Here is an 18,541-nt window from a genome sequence, read left to right on the forward strand (position 1 = left end):
ACACCGAGACGAATGCCACAAGAGGTCACCTATTCCTCATACGGTTTTGTGTGTGGACTTCCCTCTTAGCAGCTCAGTCATCCTTGTGGTCGCTGTCGCGCTCTGGATTGTGTGGGTTGCCCCTTACGTGCTCCGAAATGGCCGGCATCAGTTCCAGGCTGCCGGCGATCTGACGCTGGAGCCCGTCGACCACGAAACTGCAAACCCGCAAGCCGGAACGGTCCTTCATATGGCCGCCCAGCAGGAGAACCCCATGGACACCAGGAAGAGCAGCGAATCCGCAGCAGGCGTTGCGCCGGGCAAACCCGGCCGCGAGCCTGCCGTCAAGGACGGAGGCGCCTTCCGGATCCGGTATGGGCGGACCGCCATCGCCCTGGCCGGGCTCCTGTTCTTCGCTACGGCCGTCGTGTCGGGAGTGCTGCGGATCTTTGGGCTCGGAAACGGCTGGCTTCCAGCAGTGTCGTTCCTGGCGGGCATCGCCGCCGTCGTTCTTCTCCGCAGGCTCGCTGTGCGGGATCGCCGCAAGAAGGTGAACGCCGCGTTTACTGCAGCCATGGGTGCCCCTGCCGAACGCGTGGACCGCGCCGCGCGCGTTGACGTCCCGGCAGCCGCCGGCGAGGCCGTTCTTCGCGAAAGCAAACTGTTCGACGCTGAAGCCGCAGCCCCCCAGCCCAAGCCCTTGACCGCCGTCGAACTCCGCGAGGCCGCCCTGGCGGTAGCCCTCGCCGCCGGCGACAACAGCGGCCAGGCTGCCAAGGCGCAGGAAGCTGCCGAGCCGGCGGCCGCTAAAGCCACCAGCTGGGAGCCCGTCGAGGTCCCGAAGCCCACTTACGTGGAGGCCGCAAAGGCGGAACGGCCCGCGCCCGAACCCCTTGACCTGCCGGAGGCCCCTAAGTCAGCCGGCAAGCCGTCCCTCAAGCAGGGCCCCGCCGCAGCGCCCGCCGTCGCCTCCCCGAATGCCGGGCCAGCCCGGCCGCTGACTAAGGCGCAGAGCGCGCTGAGCAACCTGGACGACGTCCTGCAGCGCCGCCGCGCGTAGCCTCCTTTCGTGTAGCGTCGGATCATGACCCGCATCTGTGTGGCCGGGGGTACCGGCCAGGTTGGCCGCGAAGTGGTGCGCCAGGCCCTTGCCCAGGGTCACGCCGTCGCCGTCCTCAGCCGTAACCCGCCGTTGGAGGGTAGTGCCGGGCACCACGGCGGCGTCACCTACTTTCGGGCTGACGTCACCACCGGTGAGGGGCTGTCCGAGGCGGTGGCGGGTGCCGACGTCGTCATTGACTGCCTGGAGGGCATGGCCGGCAAGGCGCTCAAACAGTTCGCCGCCGGCGGCGCACTTCTGCTGGCGGCGGCGGTGGACGGCGGGGTGGCCAGGGCTGTCCTCCTCTCCATCATCAACTGCGACCAAAGCACCTACAGCTACTACCGGGCCAGGGCGGACAAGGAACGCCTGTATAAACGTTCGGAGCTGGAAACCGTGACCGTCCGGGCAACGCAATTCCACAGCCTGGTGGTTCGACTCTTCACTGCCGGGGCCCGGATCGGCATCATTCCTGCAATCAGGGGCGCGCGCGTCCAAACGATTGCGCCTGCCGACGTGGCGGCCGCGCTGCTGGAGGCGGCCGTTGAGCCGCCTTCGGAGGAGCTGCACCGGTTTCGGACGGTTGGCGGCCCGGAGACGGTTGACATGAAGGCGATGGCGGAAACATGGAAGCGCGTCACGGGTGCCAAGGGAGTGATCGTCGGGCTGCCGCTGCCGGGCGCCATGGGAAATTTCCTGCGCGAGGGCAGGAATTTGGCCCCCGGAGAACCCTACGGCCGGGAGACATTCGAGGCTTGGTTGGCAAAGCGGCCGGAAAATTTGTAGCCTAGGGAAACCGGCGTTGCGGTTCCTCTTCCAGAGGCAGCGTCCCCGGGGTTATAGCTCAGTTGGTAGAGCGCTTCGTTCGCATCGAAGAGGTCAGGGGTTCGAATCCCCTTAGCTCCACAGTTTTCATGACGTGACGGTTCAGATGTCACATCCGTTGCCGTCCTGGCGGGCCCATAGCAACCCGCTCAACCTCACCCGCGCGGTGCCAGCGGCAGGGGCACCCTTTCCACCACGCGGGGCGCAAGCAGCAGGTGCTCCTCCGGGGCGGCCCCGGCTCCAGCGTTGCCGGCAAGTTCGCAGGTCAGCAGGCGCACTATGTGCCGGGCGGCATCCTCCACCGGCTGGGCCACACTGGAGAGCCCCAAGGCCGCGGCCACGGGCGTGTCATCGAACCCGACCACGGCGGCCCTGAGGCCGGGACCGGCGGGCTGCCCGGGCGCGAAAAGTCCCGGTCGCAGTTCACGCAGGCATTCCAGCGCGCCGATGGCCAGCGAGTCGCTCGCGCAGACAATGGCCGTGGCGTCCCTTGCGATGAGCTCCCGGCCGCCGGAGACCCCTCCGGAGATGGTGTCGGGCGCGGCCATGCTGAGCCCGGGAACGTGCTGCCCCAGGCCGGAGGCGCGCATCGCCCGTTCCCAGCCGGCGCGGCGAGCGTCTCCCACCGGGGCGCCGTCCTGCCAGCCCAGGAAGCCGATGCGGCTGTGGCCCTGACGGGCAAGCATGGTCACCGCTTCCGCGGTTCCGGCGGCCCCGTCAACGTCCACCCACGCATGGCTCGCCGATTCGCTCGGCAGGCCCGCGTCCCACGGGCGTCCGAACACGGCGAAAGGAGTTCCGTGTTCCTGCAGCCAGCGGGTTCGGACGTCGTCCGGTCTGCTGGAGGTGAGGATGAACCCGTCGAGGCCGGCGATGTGGAGCAGCTGTTCGTACTGGAGGACTTCGTCGTCATCGGAATCGGCGCAGAACAGGGTCAGCCGGTACCCGGCTGCCTGGGCGGATTCGGTGAGTGCATGCAGGAAGCGGTCAAGGACGGAGCCGTTGATGCCGTCAGTGGCAGGCAGCAGCCTCATGCCCAGATTCATGGACCGCCGCGTCCGCAACTGGCGTGCGGCTGCGCTGGGCCGGTAGCCCGCAGCTTCGATGACTGCGAGGACGCGCTCCCGTGTGGCCGGCTTCACCCGGGCCGGTGCATTGAGCACGTTGGAGATGGTCTGCCTGGACACCCCCAGCTCGGCGGCCAGACTTGCGAGGGTGGGTCTGGCCACGAATGCTCCTTGGGTCTTTTTCCGTCTCACAGTAACGTGTGAGACGATTTTAACGCGGAAATTTGATCGATCAAATTTTGATCGACCTCCTTCGCTTGTTCACCAGCACCGTTCCGCAGCCTTCTTCCGGTTTCCCCCAGTCTTGACTTCCAGGAGTATTTTCGTGGCCTCTGAGCAGCCATACCTGCACAACCTTTCCGGTGTCTTCAGCGCCCCCATCCAGGCGTGGTCGGACGCCCACGGACAGATCCGCAGGGCCGGTGCCCAGGGGATCTACTGCGGCGACGACCGCGTGCTGAACAGTGCCGTCCTGACTGTTGACGGCCGGGAACCTGACTGGGTTTCAACCCAGCTCCGCTCATCCAAGGAGACTGACTACATCTACTTTGTGCGTGCGGAGGCCGAGGTTGCAGACCCGCTGCTTTCCCTGGTCAGGACCCGCACCGCCGCTTCGGGCAGGCTGCGGCCGGGCAAAGACGCTGAATCGCTCTCCGGGTGCTCCGGACGGGTGGCGGAAACTCTGAGGCTTGAGTCGGCGTTCCGCCAGTCCGTGACACTGAACGTCCGGCTGACCATGACGGCTGACAACACCACCATGGAACAGATCAAGCAGGGGGAGCGGTCCAGCCGGCCCGTTGAACCGGCCGCCGACGGCTGGTCCTGGCGCGACGCCGACACAGTGTTGGCCCTTACCACCGGCTCAAGCGACGGAGCGGGGCCAGCCGCCGTCGGCTTCGCCGGAAGCACGGTGACCATCGACTGGTCCGTGGTGATCAAACCGGGAGCTGCCGTCGAACTTGAGTGGGCAGTGGACCTGACCGACGCCGATTCCCCGATGCTTGCCGGCGGCGGCCCGCCCATCGTCGCCCCTCGTTCCGCCGATCCGCGGATCAACAGCCTCCTGCAACGGTCGGTCAGCGATCTCAACAGCCTGCGGCTGGCGCATTCCTCCCATCCGAACGACACCTTCCTCGCGGCGGGCGCCCCGTGGTTCTTCACCATGTTTGGCCGGGACTCCATCATTGCCGCCCGAATGCTGCTGCCCATCAACACGGTCATCGCCGCCGGCACCCTGCGCGCCCTGGCCGGACGGCAGGGAACGGAAACGGACCACACGTCTGCGGTCCAGCCCGGGAAAATCCTGCACGAAGTCCGGCGGACGGTCCTGTCCATGGCCGAGGGCGGCCAGGCCCTGCGGCTGCCGCCTGTGTACTACGGCACCATCGACGCCACTCCGCTCTGGATCTGCCTCCTGCACGACGCCTGGAAAGCCGGCATGCCCGATGCGGAAGTGGCGGAGCTTCTTCCCAACCTCCAGGATGCCCTGGAGTGGCTCCGGGACCATGGTGACCTGGACGGGGACGGGTTCCTCGAATACCTGGACACCTCCGGGCACGGACTCGTTAACCAGGGCTGGAAAGACTCGGTTGACGCCATCCGCTGGCACGACGGTTCCCTGGCAGCCGGGCCCATCGCCCTGGCTGAGGTCCAGGCCTATGCCTATGAGGCAGCAGTGGTCGGGGCCGAGTTGCTGGAGGCCTTCGCCCGGCCCGGCGCCCAGGAGTGGCGGGATTACGCAGCCGGCATGGCTGAGCGGTTCCGTGCCCAGTTCTGGTGCGAGGACGATTTGGGTCCCTATCCAGCCCTGGCCCTCGATGCGGACAAGAAGGCCGTTGACGGCGTCACGTCCAACATGGGCCACCTGCTCGGTACGGGCATCCTGAACGACGTGGAGAAGGAGATCGTGGTCCGGCGCATCATGGACCCGACCATGTTTTCCGGGTACGGCGTCCGCACCCTGTCCAGCACCAACGGCGGCTACTGGCCGACTCGGTACCACGCCGGAGCGGTGTGGAGCCACGACACCGCCCTGATCATCAGCGGCATGCTGGCCGACGGCTTTTCGGCCGAAGCCGCCCAGCTTGCGTCGGGGCTGCTGCACGTGGCCGAGGCCAATGACTGGCGGCTGCCTGAACTGTTTGGCGGCCACGGCTCGGACGCGGTGCGTAATCCCGTACCGTTCCCCGCAAGCTGCCGCCCGCAGGCCTGGGCATCGGCCAGCTCAGTAGTGATCGCCGCGGCCCTCGGCCAGAAAGCAGAGGATCCGGGCGCGCGCAGCCAGGACCAGTTGCTGGTTTCCACCGGGCCGAAGTAGCCTCGCCCACGCAGTCCGGCCAGACCGCAGGTGCGGTGCGTCCGCACCGGCCGGCTGGGGAGGCGGCTAGCAGCCGCTGGATTGTTCGTCTTCCAGCTGTTCGTCGGATTCGACCCTGCGCAGTACGGCCAACCTGTCCGCAATCCTGACCAGGGCGGAGGGGTCCTGCGACGGCGGTCCGGCGGTCCGGGCAGCGGCGGCCTCCCAGTCGAGGGGCCCTGGACCGATGAGGAAGGGCGTGACGTCCCGCTCGTGGAGCAGGTCCAGCACCTCCAGGAAGCGGTGCCAGGCGGCGGCGGAACCCGCGGCGGACTCCACGGCGGGGGACGGGACGCCGTCGATCACCCAGGCGGTGAACCCGCTCGCCAGTGACAGGTAGTCCCCAGCTCCCAGCGGGCTGCCGCACAGCGCGGCGAAGCTGACCCAGATCATGTCCGGATCTGCGTTCTTGACCGCGATGGCCTGCGAGGGGAGTGCCACGACCCGCTGCTGGGACGGCGCCGGCCGGAACAGCCCGCAGGCGCCCAGTTGCCGGTCGGTTCCCGGGGTGATGATGAGCCCGCGGCTGTACCCGGACATGTCGCTAGAGCCAGCCCTTCCGCTTGAAGATGGCGTACATCAGCCCGGCGGTGCCCGCCATCAGCCCGATCGCCATGGGATACCCGAAGACCCAGTGCAACTCGGGCATGTGGTCGAAGTTCATGCCGTACACACCCGCCACGAACGACGGCGCGAAGAAGATCGCGGCCCAGGACGAGATCTTCTTTACTTGCTCGTTCTGCTCAGCGCTCGCCTCATTTTGCCGGTTGGCCGTCAGCGTCCCGTCAAGCGTGAGGGCGTTCTGCAGGAGGTCTCGGAAAGAGTTGGCCCGGGAAATCACCCGCTCCACATGGTCCTCCACATCCCGCAGGCTGTGCTGGAGGTCCGTGTCCACCACATACTTTTCGAATCCCCGTTTCAGCTGCTGCATCATCTCGGGCAGGGGATGGATGGCGCGCTGGAACTGGATGACCTCGCGGGCCAGCTCATAAATGCGCCGCGACACCGTGGAGTCGCCGGCGAACAGCTGGTCCTCAATCTCGTCGATGTCGTTTTCCAGACCGGCCACCACCGGAGCGTAGTCGTCCACCACCTTGTCCAGGAGCGCGTACAGCACAGCTTCCGGACCGTGGCGGAGGAGATCAGGCCTCGCCTCCAGCCGGCGCCGGACCTGCCCAACGCCGGACATCTCCGCGTGCCGGATGGTCACCACGAAGTTCTTGCCCGTGAAGATGTGCAGTTCGCCGAACTCCACGGTCTCCGTGTCGTCGATGTAGCGCGCAGGCCTCAGTACCGTGAAAAGGTTGTCGCCGTAACGCTCCAGCTTCGGCCGCTGGTGGGCCGAGATGGCATCTTCGACCGCGAGCTCATGGAGGCCGAATTCCGCGGCGACGGCAGCCATTTCGGGTTCTGTCGGCCGATAGAGCCCGATCCAGGCCAGGCCGCCGTGGGCTGACAGCGTCTCAAAGGTCTGCTCAAGGCTTTCGGGTTCTGCCCTGCGGATCCCGTCAACGTAGACGGCGTTGTCGATGATGGTCACGGTGTGCGGCTTCCTGTCCGGCCGTTCAGGACATCGCGCCGATGATGACACCGGCGGCAGTCACGGCTAGCACATCATGGCCGGAATCGATGAGGGTCACGGCCGCAGGGCGTCCGGCGAAGCCGTTGTGGACGACGTGGCCTCCAGCGCGGAAAACAACAGCCAGCACGAAGGCAAACAGGCCGCCCGACAGGGCGTTGTGCAGCCCCAGCTTGCTGATCAGCACAGCGAGCAGGACGGCCGTCAGGGCGGCAGCCACCATCATGGGCACCCAGATGCCGGCGCCGCCCTCGGCGTTCTTCAGGTCGTCTTCGGTCTTGCCGAGCGCCGCCATCCACCTGTTGCCCAGCACTGCGGGAAGGTACCAGACAAAGCCGATGGCCATGCTGGCGACGAAGGCAAGCAGCACGGCGAGCCAGTTGATCTGGGAAACATACGAGAGCCAATCCATCTTCGAATCCTATTCCCCAAGGCGGCGGTCGGCCGCGCGGCCAGCCGCCGGCCGCGCCGGCGGGCCTGGAGTGCCCGGAACTGCAGCTCCCTGGGCACCGGCTCCCTGGGCCAGACGGCTGATCAGCGGTTCCGTCCGGTACGGGATGTGCGTGTGAAGCGCCAGGACGGTTTCCGTCCGGATGACCCCTTTGATCCGGAGGATCGAACGGAGGGCGGCCTGCAGGTTATGCGTATCCGTGGCCACCACCCGGCACCAGACGTCGCCCCGGCCGGAAATTTCGTGCACCTCCAGGACCTGGGGAAGGAGGCGCAGGGCGCCCACAACGCCGTCGAGTTCGCGGTGGGTCACCTCGATCGTCACGAAAGCGACGACGTCGTACCCCACCGACTCGAGGTCGATTTCCCGGCCGCCGTCGTGAAGTATGCCGGAGCGCAGCATCCGGCGCACGCGCGACTGTGCTGTGTTCCGCGCAATGCCCAGTTTGTCGCTCAGTTCGCCGATCTGGACCCGCGGATCACGGACCAGTTCCAGCAGAATCCTGAGGTCGGTAGGGTCTAGGCTGTTCAAATCATCACTCCGGTTCACTTCTGCGTTAGAAAATTGACTGTTTTGCTCAATTTTCCCACGAAAGAGGGTTCCGGTACGCACTCCTGCCTCATTCTTTAGGTATCCATTCTCATTCGCGGCGGACGCTCCCACAAGGAGCCGGAGCCGCGGGACACAGGCAAGGGCACGGGTATGACCGTCTTCAGCGAACTTCGAATGCGACCGGCCGCCGCCAGCCGGTGGGGTTGGGATGCTTCCAACACCGCACGGCTTGCGATGGCCGGCGTGGTGATTTTCACGCTGCTGGTGGGGGCCAATCTGGCAACGCCGCTGTACCCTCTGCTGCAGGCAACGCTCGGTCTCAGCTCCTTCGACATCACGGTGGCATTTTCCGTCTACGTCCTCGCCCTCGTGTCCACCCTTATGCTGGCGGGACACTGGTCGGACCACATCGGACGCCGCGCAGCACTGCTGCTCGCTGTGCTGACGGGGCTGGCGGGTGGCTTCGTCTTCGCCCACGCGGACAGCCTTGCGGCGCTTTCGGCGGGGCGGGCCCTCCAGGGCGTGGCCGTGGCCCTGGCCACGGGCGCCAGCTCCGCCGCGCTGCGCGAACTGCTCCCGGCGCGGCCCGAGTGGGCCTCACGCTTCACCCTTCTGGCCTCTGCCGGGGGAGTCGCGGCCGGTCCGGCCATCGGGGGAGTCCTGTCGCTCCTCCCCGGCCCCACCTCCACGCCCTACTTCATTCACTCCCTGGTCCTGCTGGCACTCTTGGTCCCGCTGTACCTGCTCCGCGCCCGTCCCGCCATCAAGCCGGCTGAGGGACCGAGGCCGCTTCGGGCCCTCGCGCCCCGACGCCCCTCGGTGTCGGAGGAGGCGCGCGGCGCGTTCTGGCTGGCCGCCGCCGTCGGGTTCCTGAGCTTCACCGTCTTTGGCTTCTGCCTCTCACTGGCGCCCGGCTACTTCGCCCGGATCCTCAGCATTGATTCCCGGCCGCTCATCGGCGTCCTGTCCGGACTCACCCTCGGCGCATCAGCCTTGAGTCAGCTGCTCAGTGTCCGCGGCCGGTTCGCGGTTCCGGCAGGGCTGGCCCTGCTTGGAGGGTCGGTAATGTTCATCGCCGCCGCGGCGTCCTGGAGCAACCCCTGGCTGCTGGTCGGTGCCAGCCTGGCCGCCGGCGTCGGCCAGGGCATCGCCTTCCGCACCGTGTTCAACGACGTGGCAGGCAAGGTGGAAGCCTCCCGTCACGCCCAGATCATCAGCACGGTGTACGTGATCACGTACCTCGGCAGTGCAGTCCCGGTGGTCGGGCTGGGAATCGCGACGGCGGCCTACGGGCTTGAGGGGGCCGTCGCCGGATTCGTCGTGCTCTGCGGCATTGCGGCCGGGACGCTTGCTGCGGTCACGCTGCGCCAGTCCCTTCGGGACGCCTGACGGGGACGCCTGACGGGGCGGCGTTTTGCTGCCTGCGGCGGTAACGCCTAGTCCTGCTCCGGAAGCGGCCCGTGGTTGCCCTGCATGTGGTCGAACACCAGCGTGGTTTCGGTATGTCCCACCACAGGATCTGTGGCGAGGTTGTCCAGGACCCAGTCGCGGAGGTCCTCGGTGGTGGCGACGGCGATGTGCAGCAAGTAGTCCACCGAGCCGGAGGTGTGGAACGTCGACAGCACTGCCGGCAGCCTGGGGACGCGGGCCGTAAAACGGTCGATCTGCTCGCGGTCGTGGGCGCGGAGCCGGACGGCGATCAGGGCCTGGACGGAGCGGCCGATTGCGGACAGGCTCAGTTTGGCCTCAAACCCCTGGATGATGCCGCGCTCGGAGAGTGCCCTGGTGCGCATCAGTGCCGTCGACGGGGCGATACCCACCAGTTCGGCAAGCTGCTTGTTGGAGATCCGGGCGTCGTCAACCAACGCGGCCAGCAACCGTTCGTCGATGGCGTCCAGCGGCTCGGCATTTCCCGATCCAGGCCGAATATTCTTCGCGTTCGTGGTCACGGATCCTCCTCGAAGTGTTCTCCGTTCATCATAGTCGCGGCTTTCCGGCCGATCCATTCACAAGGACTGTATATCTCCGAATATTTGCCAGATACTCGCGGCGTTCAATGGCGAATAATTCACAAGGAGCAGAATGCGTTCTCTCGACTCACTGGCAGTCCACGCCGGCCGCGACGGGCTCACAGGCCAGGGTATCCATGCGGTGCCCATCGACCTTTCCACCACGGCTCCGCTGCCCTCGGTCGCGGACGCCGGCCTCGCCTACGAGCAGATGGGGTGCCGCCCTGGTGCTGCACAGTGCAACCAAGTTCATGGGAGGCCATGGTGATGCCATGGGCGGTGTAGTGGCGTCTTCGCCGGAGTGGGCCACCCGCCTCCGTCAAGTCAGGGCCGTCACCGGCGGCATCCTCACACCGTGGCCGGCCTACCTCCTTCACCGCGGACTTGCTACGCTGCCCGTCCGGGTGCGGGCGCAGCAGTCCACCGCCCACAAGGTGGCCGCCGGGTTGGCGGAACATGAGCTGGTGCGCACGGTCCGCTACCCGGGCCTTCCCGAAGGCGATCCCCACGGGCTGGTGGGAACGCAGATGTCCGGGCCCGGTTCCCTGCTCGCCTTTGAACTGCGCAGCGCCGAACATGCCGGGCGGGTCCCTGCCGCCGTCCGGATGATCACCCACGCGGTGTCCCTTGGCGGCGTCGACACGCTCATCCAGCACCCGGCAGGCCTCACGCACCGCCCGGTGGCCCCGGAGGCCAAGCCGCACGCCAGCCTCCTCCGGGTCTCGGTGGGGCTCGAAGACGCCACGGACATTCTCGGAGACCTGGTCCAGGCCATCGAAGGGACCCGCTAGCCGCCGGCTGCCGGGTTCTCCTGTCCGGCCGCCTGCCGCCCGCGCTCCCTGTGGTGCGGGCGGCGGCCGGTACCGCCCGCCGCGGCGGGATGCACGACGGCGGTGATCACCGCCGTCGTGCATCCCAGCACAATCACGGTGACGGCGAGGGCCGTCCAGCCGAGGGACTGGTAGACCAGGCCGCCGGCCCAGCCGATGATGCTGGACCCCAGGTAGTAGGCGAGGTTGTATAGCGACGCGGCCTGCGCCCGGCCGGTGACGGCGATGGCACCCGTCCAGCCCGCTCCGATGCTGTGGGCGGCGAAGAAGCCTCCGGTGAAAATGAGCAGCCCTGCCAGGATGAGGACGAGCACCTGGGTGAGGGTGAGGGCCATGCCCGCCGCCATCAGGACGATGCCCGCCAGCAGCACGGAGCGCCGGCCGAAGCGCAGTGTCAGCCCGCCCGCCCAGCGCGACGTCACGGTCCCGGACAGGTAGGCGAGGAAGATCAGGCTGATGACGGTGGCCGGAAGGCTGAAGGGTTCCCCGGAGAGCCGGAATCCGAGGTAGTTGTAGACGGCCACGAAGCCGCCCATCAGGAGGAACGCCTGGACGTAGAGTGCCAGCAGGCGCGGATTGCGTACGTGGCCGCCCAGCGTCCGCGCGGCTCCCCGGAGGCCCTTGGCCGGAACGGCCCTGAAGCCGCGGGCCTTCGGCACAAGGACCAGGAACAAGACAGCGGCGACGGTGGCCAGCGCGGAGACTGCGAGGGCGGCGGCGCGCCAGCCCCACAGCTCGCCGACCGGCCCGGCCACCAGCCGTCCGGCCAGTCCGCCCAGGGTGGTTCCGGCCACATAGCTGCCGGCAGCCATGGCGGCATGGGCCTTGTTGATTTCCTCGTTCAGGTAGGCGATCGCAATCGCGGGGATGCCGCCCAGTGCCATGCCTTCCAGCATCCGGAGTCCAAGGAGCAAGGGGAACGACGTAGCCAGCGGAACGAGCAGCCCCAGCGCGGTGGCGGCGCAGATGCCCCAGGTCATCGCCCGGACGCGTCCGATTCTGTCGGCCAGGAACGACCAGGGGATGACGGTGAGCGCCAGCCCCACCGTGGCCAGTGAAATGGTCAGCGCGGCCTCGGCCGCCGTCACCCCGAGCTCCCTGGACATCAGCGGCAGCACCGCCTGCGTGGAGTAGAGCTGCGCGAAGGTTGCCACACCCGCAAAGGCAAGCCCGGCGAGGACCTTGCCGTACGCGGCCGAACCCTTTGGATGACCCTCCCACAGCGCTTGCGGAGCGGAACCGGATTCAAAGCTGGGGTTCGGACTTTGGGGCATTGGCATTCTTCCAGCGTAGATCTACCCTGATTTAGCATCCAATGCATGATTCAGTGCGGATTCATGCACTAACGCACGTATTTCGATCCGGGGAGCCATGGATATTCAGCACAAGCAACTGGCCCAGCTGCTGCCCATTCTGCCGGTGCTGGCGGAACTCGGCCGCACGCAGCACATCACAGAAACGGCCGAGCTGCTCGGCGTTCCGCAATCCACGGTGAGCCGGGCGATGGCCCGCGCCAGCGCCGCGGTGGGCACGGAGCTGCTCATCCGCGAGGGCCGGGGTGTCCGCCTCACGCCCGCCGCCAAGGCCCTGCTCCCGTACATCGAGTCCGCGCTCGCAGAATTCCGGACCGGTCTTGATCTGGTGCAACACGAATCCGAGGTGGTCCGCGGCCGGATCGCGGTGACCTTCCAGCACACCTTCGGCGAGGCCACCCTGCCGCTGCTGATCAGCGCGTTCCGGAACCGTCACCCGCAGGCGGAATTTGACCTCAGCCAGGGATCCAGGGACAGCTGTCTCGCGGAGCTCGCCTCTGGAACGGCAGATCTCGCCCTGACGGCCCCGGTGGCTGTTGCCAGCCGGAGCATCGGTTCGGCCGCTCTCTACAGGGAGCCGCTTCGGCTCGTGGTGCATCGCCGGCACCGCCTTGCCGGCCGGCAGGCGGCAGCGGTGGGGGATATCAGGAGGGACCCCTTTGTTGCCATGGGGCCCGGATACGGCATGCGGTCCCTCACGGATGCGATGTTCCGCGAAGCCGGCTTCCGCCCCCGGATCGCCTTCGAAAGCCAGGATTCCCACACTGTCCGCGGTCTGGTCTCAGCCGGACTGGGGGTGAGTATCCTGCCGCCGGGCGGCGGTGCAGGTCCAGGCACAGCGGCCAGTACCGGAGATTTGGGCTGGGTGGAGATACCGCTGGAATCGGAACTGGCGTACCGCGAAATCGGCCTCGCCTGGCGCGAGCGCCGAGGGCGCGATTCCGAGCCAGATCCTGTGCGCCTCTTCCGCGAACTCGTACTCGGGGAAGGCCCGGCGCTGTTGGCCGGGCTGGTCTCTGCCCCCTCGGGTGTGTGACCCTTCATCGGGATACAGCGTTCATCGGGGCGTGAGATCCAGGCGCTCAGGTAGCGTCAGAGCGCCTGTTGAGTCGGAGAGCCTGTTGAGTCAGAGTGCCTGTTGAGTCAGAGTGCCTGGATCTCACTCCTCGGCGAGAAGACGGCTCATGACGTCGGCCACGGGGCCCGGCCGGGCGCTCTGCCAGCCCGTTCCCGCCCACAGGTTCAGGCGTTCCGCGTCCCCTGCTGCAGCGGCAGCGGCCCGGATGGGCGCAGTGAGGTGGTGGATGGCCGGGTAGCCGTCCGGGGCGTCCTGATGGTCCCGCACGAACGCGTTGACCAGGGCACGCGCGTAGCGGCCGGTGAAAGCGCGCGTCGGCTGCGTCTCCGTGAACCGGTCAGCCCCCAGCGCGTCCTTGTGCAGTTGCCGGGCACCGCTTTCGTCCGTCCGCAGGAGGGCTGTGCCCACCTGCACCGCTTCCGCGCCGGCAGCGAGTGCCGACCCCACCGCCGCAGCATCGGACACGGCACCGGCAGCCACCAGCGGAAGGCCGACGGCGGCGCGCACCTGCAGGACCAGCGCCGCCGTCGTGGACGGGACGCTGCTCCGGGCAGTGTCCGCCAGGAAGGCGCCGCTGTGAGCACCGGCGCTGCCGTGCTGCACGACGAGCGCGTCCACGCCGCGGTCCGCGGCGAGCGCCGCTTCAGCCGCACTCGTGACCGTGGCAAGGACTGTGGAGCCGGCCTTGCGGAGCCCGGCGATGACGCGGGCGTCGGGCAACCCGAAGGTGAAGCTGACAAATTCGGCAGGATGGAGCAGCAGTTCGTCGATCTTGTGCTGCCAGCCATCATCGTCGCCGAGGATCAGAGGCGGAACCTCGACGCCATAGCGGGCGGCATCAGCGGCAAGGCGGTCGCGGTAGTGCTCCAGCAGTGCCACGGCCGCGGGGGAGGGCTGCAGCTGCTGGGGATCCGGGACAAAAACATTCATGCCGAACCGGACGCCGGCCGCGCGGGCGACCCGCATCTCATCGCTCATGGCCGCAACCGACTTGTACCCGGCTGCTAGGAAGCCGAGACCGCCGGAGCGGTGGACGGCCTCAGCGAAGCGGGTGGTGGACGTGCCGCCGGCCATGGGCGCTGCGATGATCCGGGTGCCAAATATGCCGTGGGACATTGCCTGCTCCTCGAGACGCTTCAGTAGGCTGTTGGGGTGACTGACTCTGACAACCTACCCGATGCCCTGTCTGTTCCCTCCGGCAGCGCTGTTCCTTCTTCCGGGGCAGCTGCTTCCGCGGATGCCCTTCCTCTTGCCGGTGCTGTCCCCTCCGCGGGCGTCGTGATCGGCCTGGACATCGGCGGCACCAAGACGCGGGGCGTCCGCTTCGAGAACGGCAAGCCCGTCGCCGACGAAATCGTCGGCAGCTCCAACGTCCAGAACGTCAGCCGCGACGAAGCGGCGTCGCATCTGGCGGAGCTGTTCGCAAAAATTGGCCAGGGACCCGTGGCCTACGTTTACGCAGGGGCCGGCGGCATCGACACCGCTGAGGACGCGGCCGCGCTGGCTGCGCTCATCGAGCCCCACGTGCCGGGTGCCAGGATCACAGTGGTCCACGACTCCCGCCTGCTGCTGGCGGCCGGCGGGGCGAGCGAGGGGGTGGCTGTCATCGCGGGCACCGGCTCGGCGGCCTGGGGCCGGAACGGGCTGGGTGAAGAGGCGCGGGCCGGCGGCTGGGGTTATCTCCTCGGCGACGAAGGCAGCGGCTACTGGCTGGGCCGGGAAGCCGTCCGCCACAGCCTGCGCCGCATGAACCAGGGGCTGGAGCCGGACGCGCTCACGCGTGCCCTCCTGGAGTCCTGCGGCCTTGACGAGCCCAACAAGCTGATCGCCCTGTTCCATTCGCCTGCCACGGGACGCCGATACTGGGCCCAGCAGGCCCGGCTGGTGGTGGAGGCCGCAGACGCCGGCCACGGGGTCAGCCAGGGGCTCGTCGACCAGGCGGGCAGGGACCTGGCCGAGATGGCCGCGCAGGTCCTCCGGCAACTGAAGCTCGAGGGCCCTGTCATTCTGGGAAGCGGACTGGGCATGAACGTCGTCCGGCTTCAGGACTCGTTCAGGAACCACCTCGCTGCGGCCGGCGTCACGGACGTCCGCGTGCTGGACCGGGAGCCCGTCTTCGGTGTTCTGCAGCTCGTCGGCGAACTGGGGTGACGGAGAAACCGGTTCCAACGAACGGTGTCAGGCGCGCGTCCGCGGCTTGAGCTGCACGCCGGGCAGCGGGGGCGCGGGAATGCGGCCGGCCTCGCGCCCGGCGTCAGGACCGTGGCCCCGGACGAGTCCGAAGCGGGCGGCTTCGGCAGCGGCGTCCGGCATCGTGGCCTGCGCTTCCCACTCCGCCCTGGCCTGCGCCACCTCGTCATGGGTCCTGCCCACGAAGTTCCACCACATGAGGAGTTCCTCCTCGAGGGGCTCACCGCCAATCAGGAGGAAGCGCGTACCCGGCAGAGCGTCCACCCGGAGCAGTTCGCGGCCGGCCCCCAGGTAGCCCAGCGGCCCGGGCCCGATCTGCTGCCCATCCACCGTCAGGCCGCCGTCGAGCACCAGGACCGCGTGCTCGAACTCCGGTTCCAGCGGGAGGCCCGCGGGGCCGTCGCACCGGACATCCGCGCCGACAATCGGCGTGTACATGGTGGCGGGGGACGTGCCGCCGGCGAACGTGCCCACCATCACCGTGGCGGTGTAGCCAGGACCCCGGACGGTGGGGAGGTTGCGGTGCTGTTCGAAGGCCGGAGGACGGTGCCGTTCGGCATCCGGCAAAGCCACCCAGAGCTGGAGGCCGCGCTGCAGCGGAAGCTGCGCGCCGCCGTCGTGAGTTTGGCTGCCGTCGCCTTCCGGAGCGCCTTCCGCCGCGCCACTCTCAGCAGGCAGCACGGCGAACTCTGAATGCGAGACACCGTGGCCGGCGGTCATGATGTTGAGTTCGCCCGGGCGCACGATCACGTCGCTGCCCACGCTGTCCCGGTGGCGGATGTGTCCCGCGAGCGGCCAGGTGACGGTCTGAAGCCCGGTGTGCGGGTGCGGCAGGACGGACATCGCTATCCGGTCCGGACCGAAGCTGTCCAGGAAACACCAGGCCCCCACGGTGGGCAGGCCTCGCTGCGGCAGGGTGCGGAGCACGTTCATGGCGCGGACACCGCCGAGCGGCACCTCACGCGCTGGCCAGAGCTGCACGCACGGACCGGTGCCCGTCCCGGCGTCGGGTCCTGCGGGCGGGCACACTTCCTCCTGGGGGAGGACCTCCAGATTCGTCACAGTCCCACTCTAGGACCGCCGCACCCCGGGGCATAGCTCCGGGCTAGGCTGACTCCATGAGCGTTCTCTTCGATACCCGCCCTGCTGCCTACGCGGTCATCATCCGCGATGACGCCATCCTGCTGGCGTACTGGAAGCAGGACGGCAAGGAGGGCTGGACGCTTCCCGGCGGCGGCCTGGACCTCGCCGAGCATCCGGTGGACGGCTGCATCCGGGAAGTCTTTGAGGAAACCGGCTACCACGCCGAGATCGGTTCCATGCTGGGCATCGATGTGGGCCACTGGCCGGCCGGAACACGGCTGGACGGCATCGACAGGGATTTCCAGGCCCTCCGCCTTGTCTACGAGGCCCGGGTGACCGGCGGGGAACTCAGCCACGAAGTGGACGGTACCACCACTCATGCCGCGTGGATACCGCTCCCCGAGGTCGGCTCGCTGAACAGGGTCTCGCTGGTGGATGCGGCGCTGCGGCTCTTCCGGGAGCGTCCCGCCAACGGCAAGCTTGACTGATGCTTCGGCTGCGGCGTTTGCCTGGCCAGAATTTCCTCAGAAAAGTTTCCTGACCAAAGTTTCCTGACAACATTTCCCTAGCCAAGCCGGGAACCGGCTGGCTATCCTAGGGGGAGCTTCCGGACAGGTGATCCGGCACCGAACGCAAAAACGGGGAGGTGGACCTGATGACTGCAGAATTCCTGTGCGCGCCGCGCACCAGCAAAGTCTCCTTCATTAATCCTGCCCCGATATTGCGCACCGCCTAACGGCAGTCAGCGCAGCCTTCCCCCCTCCATCCGTTGGCCTGAGCGACAAATGCCAGGACATTTGATGGGCAACGACGGAACGCACAAGACGGCCGATGCGGTGCCAGGGGCCCACCCTGAGGTTCACAGTGAAAATATCTTCCGGCCCTTTAGCGGCCGCAGTGCAGCAATCAACCAACAGTTCCAGTTCAAGCCACAATTCCGATCCGACCCCGAGCCACGGCGAAGCGGCAACCCCTATTGCCGGCACCGAAAAGCTGAGGGGACCCGTGCAGTTTGGCTTTACGGAGAGTGCCGCCGTGCGCTTCAGGGCCCACCCGGCAGGCGGCGGACAGACGCCGGGCCGGGTTGTGCGGGTGGACCGCAACCGCCTTCTCGTCGCAACGGCAGACGGTCAGATGAGCGTGCCCTACCCGTCTGCCGGACCGGTGCCGGCCACCGGCGACTGGGTCTGGCTCGGGCCCATCCATGCCGGTGGACCCGGTGTCGCGGCCGTGCTTCCGCGCACGTCCGAGCTGAGCCGCAAGCGGGCATTCGAAGCGTCCTCTGACGCGCAGGTTCTCGGCGCCAACATTGACGTGGTTGGCGTGGTGGTCCCGGTGGACCGGCCGCTGACCCACAACAGGCTGGAGCGGACCCTTGTGGCCGCCTGGGATTCCGGTGCCGTGCCCCTGGTGATCATCACGAAGGCCGATCTGTCCGACCTGGCGGATGACGTCGTGGGAAAGGTGATCCTGCAGGCCGCCGGAGTGGACGTGGTGACCACCTCCGCGGAGCAGGGCGACGGCCTGGACGAGCTGCTGGCCCATGTGCCGCCGGGCGGGACGCTCGTGTTGCTCGGGCCGTCCGGGGCCGGAAAGTCCACGCTCATCAACGCGCTCGCCGGCCACGAGGTCCAGTCCACCGGGGAAGTGCGCGCCGCGGACGGGAAGGGAAGGCACACCACCACGTCGCGGGAGCTGGTGCCGCTGCCCGGCGGTGCAGTGCTCATGGACACGCCCGGCGTCCGCGGCTTTGGCCTCTTTGATGCCGATGACGGCATGGGCGAGATGTTCGCTGATCTGGCGGAACTCTTCAGGCAGTGCCGTTTTTCCGACTGTGCCCATGACCGGGAGCCTGACTGCGCAGTCCGGACCGCGCTCGACGACGGCTCCCTCGATCCCAGGAGGTGGGCGAGTTACCTGAAGCTGCAGCGTGAACTGGCGGCCCTGAACCGGCGCCACGACGCCGCGGCACGGAGGGCGTACCAGCGTGAATGGCACCAGAAGGTCGCCGTGGCGGCCAGAACCCAGCGCGCAGGTGACCGGCCCAGGAAACGCTGACCCATCCCAACCCGCGTTGTCTCCGAATGGTTACGGTATCCGCGTCGGCAGTTACATTGCTGCGGGCACTGG

General features: G+C 67.8%; 19 protein-coding genes and 1 tRNA gene. 11 read left to right on the forward strand and 9 right to left on the reverse strand.

The features are described from left to right. Positions 1-52 precede the first annotated feature (52 nt). The 3 genes from LQ144_RS10470 to LQ144_RS10480 all read left to right on the forward strand — a co-directional run bounded on the left by LQ144_RS10470 (position 53) and on the right by LQ144_RS10480 (position 1,984). Positions 53-1,039, forward strand: coding sequence for a hypothetical protein (locus LQ144_RS10470; protein ID WP_230118643.1), 987 nt, complete (start codon positions 53-55; stop codon positions 1,037-1,039). Between the two features lie 24 nt (positions 1,040-1,063). Then, positions 1,064-1,864 (forward strand): NAD(P)H-binding protein, encoded by an 801-nt coding sequence (locus LQ144_RS10475; protein ID WP_230118644.1) that lies wholly within the window; start codon positions 1,064-1,066, stop codon positions 1,862-1,864. A 47-nt stretch (positions 1,865-1,911) separates the two neighbouring features. After that, positions 1,912-1,984: transfer RNA gene (locus tag LQ144_RS10480), tRNA-Ala, on the forward strand. 74 nt (positions 1,985-2,058) lie between these two features. Here the strand turns inward: LQ144_RS10480 and LQ144_RS10485 are convergent. After that, positions 2,059-3,132, reverse strand: a complete 1,074-nt coding sequence (locus LQ144_RS10485) for a LacI family DNA-binding transcriptional regulator (protein ID WP_230118645.1) — start codon at positions 3,130-3,132, stop codon at positions 2,059-2,061. Between the two features lie 163 nt (positions 3,133-3,295). On the opposite strand from LQ144_RS10485, the gene LQ144_RS10490 reads away from it, so the two are divergent. After that, on the forward strand, positions 3,296-5,287 hold the full coding sequence (locus LQ144_RS10490; protein WP_230118646.1) for a glycogen debranching N-terminal domain-containing protein: 1,992 nt from the start codon (positions 3,296-3,298) through the stop codon (positions 5,285-5,287). A 66-nt stretch (positions 5,288-5,353) separates the two neighbouring features. On the opposite strand, the gene zapE is transcribed toward LQ144_RS10490, so the two are convergent. Genes zapE through LQ144_RS10510 form a run of 4 tightly spaced genes read right to left on the reverse strand, consistent with a single transcriptional unit; the run spans position 5,354 to position 7,887 of the window. Next, on the reverse strand, positions 5,354-5,866 hold the full coding sequence (gene zapE, locus LQ144_RS10495) for an AFG1/ZapE family ATPase (protein ID WP_230118647.1): 513 nt from the start codon (positions 5,864-5,866) through the stop codon (positions 5,354-5,356). A 4-nt stretch (positions 5,867-5,870) separates the two neighbouring features. Continuing rightward, a complete protein-coding gene (gene corA, locus LQ144_RS10500) occupies positions 5,871-6,866 on the reverse strand; it encodes a magnesium/cobalt transporter CorA (RefSeq protein WP_230118648.1) in 996 nt (331 codons plus the stop codon). A gap of 25 nt (positions 6,867-6,891) precedes the next feature. Further along, on the reverse strand, positions 6,892-7,317 hold the full coding sequence (locus tag LQ144_RS10505; protein WP_230118649.1) for a DUF1761 domain-containing protein: 426 nt from the start codon (positions 7,315-7,317) through the stop codon (positions 6,892-6,894). A 9-nt stretch (positions 7,318-7,326) separates the two neighbouring features. Beyond that, positions 7,327-7,887 (reverse strand): Lrp/AsnC family transcriptional regulator, encoded by a 561-nt coding sequence (locus LQ144_RS10510; RefSeq protein WP_230118650.1) that lies wholly within the window; start codon positions 7,885-7,887, stop codon positions 7,327-7,329. A gap of 171 nt (positions 7,888-8,058) precedes the next feature. Here LQ144_RS10510 and LQ144_RS10515 point away from each other — a divergent pair, with 171 nt between their 5' ends. Beyond that, positions 8,059-9,297 carry an MFS transporter gene (locus LQ144_RS10515; protein WP_230118651.1) on the forward strand — a complete coding sequence of 413 codons (1,239 nt, stop codon included), beginning with the start codon at positions 8,059-8,061 and terminating at the stop codon, positions 9,295-9,297. A 47-nt stretch (positions 9,298-9,344) separates the two neighbouring features. Here LQ144_RS10515 and LQ144_RS10520 read toward each other — a convergent pair whose 3' ends face one another. Continuing rightward, positions 9,345-9,857, reverse strand: coding sequence for an Lrp/AsnC family transcriptional regulator (locus LQ144_RS10520; RefSeq protein ID WP_230118652.1), 513 nt, complete (start codon positions 9,855-9,857; stop codon positions 9,345-9,347). Positions 9,858-9,990: 133 nt separating this feature from the next. Between LQ144_RS10520 and LQ144_RS10525 the strand changes: the two genes are divergently transcribed. Next, entirely contained in the window at positions 9,991-10,185 is a 195-nt protein-coding gene (locus LQ144_RS10525) for a hypothetical protein (protein WP_230118688.1), read from the forward strand. Between the two features lie 4 nt (positions 10,186-10,189). Further along, the gene (locus LQ144_RS10530) at positions 10,190-10,708 is read left to right on the forward strand and encodes a PLP-dependent transferase (RefSeq protein WP_354962138.1); all 519 of its coding nucleotides are present in this window, start codon (positions 10,190-10,192) and stop codon (positions 10,706-10,708) included. Here LQ144_RS10530 and LQ144_RS10535 read toward each other — a convergent pair. Then, entirely contained in the window at positions 10,705-12,021 is a 1,317-nt protein-coding gene (locus LQ144_RS10535; protein ID WP_230118653.1) for an MFS transporter, read from the reverse strand. The two genes, LQ144_RS10530 and LQ144_RS10535, sit on opposite strands and share 4 nt — an antisense overlap. 97 nt (positions 12,022-12,118) lie before the next feature. On the opposite strand from LQ144_RS10535, the gene LQ144_RS10540 reads away from it, so the two are divergent. Continuing rightward, positions 12,119-13,096 carry a LysR substrate-binding domain-containing protein gene (locus LQ144_RS10540; RefSeq protein WP_230118654.1) on the forward strand — a complete coding sequence of 326 codons (978 nt, stop codon included), beginning with the start codon at positions 12,119-12,121 and terminating at the stop codon, positions 13,094-13,096. 123 nt (positions 13,097-13,219) lie between these two features. Here the strand turns inward: LQ144_RS10540 and LQ144_RS10545 are convergent, their stop codons facing one another. After that, a complete protein-coding gene (locus tag LQ144_RS10545; RefSeq protein ID WP_230118655.1) occupies positions 13,220-14,254 on the reverse strand; it encodes a nitronate monooxygenase in 1,035 nt (344 codons plus the stop codon). 162 nt (positions 14,255-14,416) lie between these two features. On the opposite strand from LQ144_RS10545, the gene LQ144_RS10550 reads away from it, so the two are divergent. Continuing rightward, positions 14,417-15,289 (forward strand): BadF/BadG/BcrA/BcrD ATPase family protein, encoded by an 873-nt coding sequence (locus LQ144_RS10550; RefSeq protein ID WP_230118686.1) that lies wholly within the window; start codon positions 14,417-14,419, stop codon positions 15,287-15,289. A gap of 27 nt (positions 15,290-15,316) precedes the next feature. On the opposite strand, the gene LQ144_RS10555 is transcribed toward LQ144_RS10550, so the two are convergent. Then, positions 15,317-16,390 carry a pirin family protein gene (locus tag LQ144_RS10555; RefSeq protein WP_230118656.1) on the reverse strand — a complete coding sequence of 358 codons (1,074 nt, stop codon included), beginning with the start codon at positions 16,388-16,390 and terminating at the stop codon, positions 15,317-15,319. 56 nt (positions 16,391-16,446) lie between these two features. Here LQ144_RS10555 and LQ144_RS10560 point away from each other — a divergent pair, with 56 nt between their 5' ends. Both LQ144_RS10560 and rsgA read left to right on the forward strand, forming a co-directional pair. Next, complete coding sequence (locus LQ144_RS10560) at positions 16,447-16,899, forward strand: NUDIX hydrolase (protein ID WP_230118657.1); 453 nt, start codon at positions 16,447-16,449, stop codon at positions 16,897-16,899. Between the two features lie 547 nt (positions 16,900-17,446). Further along, positions 17,447-18,469: a ribosome small subunit-dependent GTPase A gene (gene rsgA, locus LQ144_RS10565; protein ID WP_354962139.1), complete on the forward strand. Its 1,023-nt coding sequence runs from the start codon at positions 17,447-17,449 to the stop codon at positions 18,467-18,469. The last annotated feature ends 72 nt before the right edge of the window (positions 18,470-18,541 follow it).

This window comes from Arthrobacter sp. Bi83 (assembly GCF_918698095.1).
Lineage (GTDB): Bacteria > Actinomycetota > Actinomycetes > Actinomycetales > Micrococcaceae > Arthrobacter.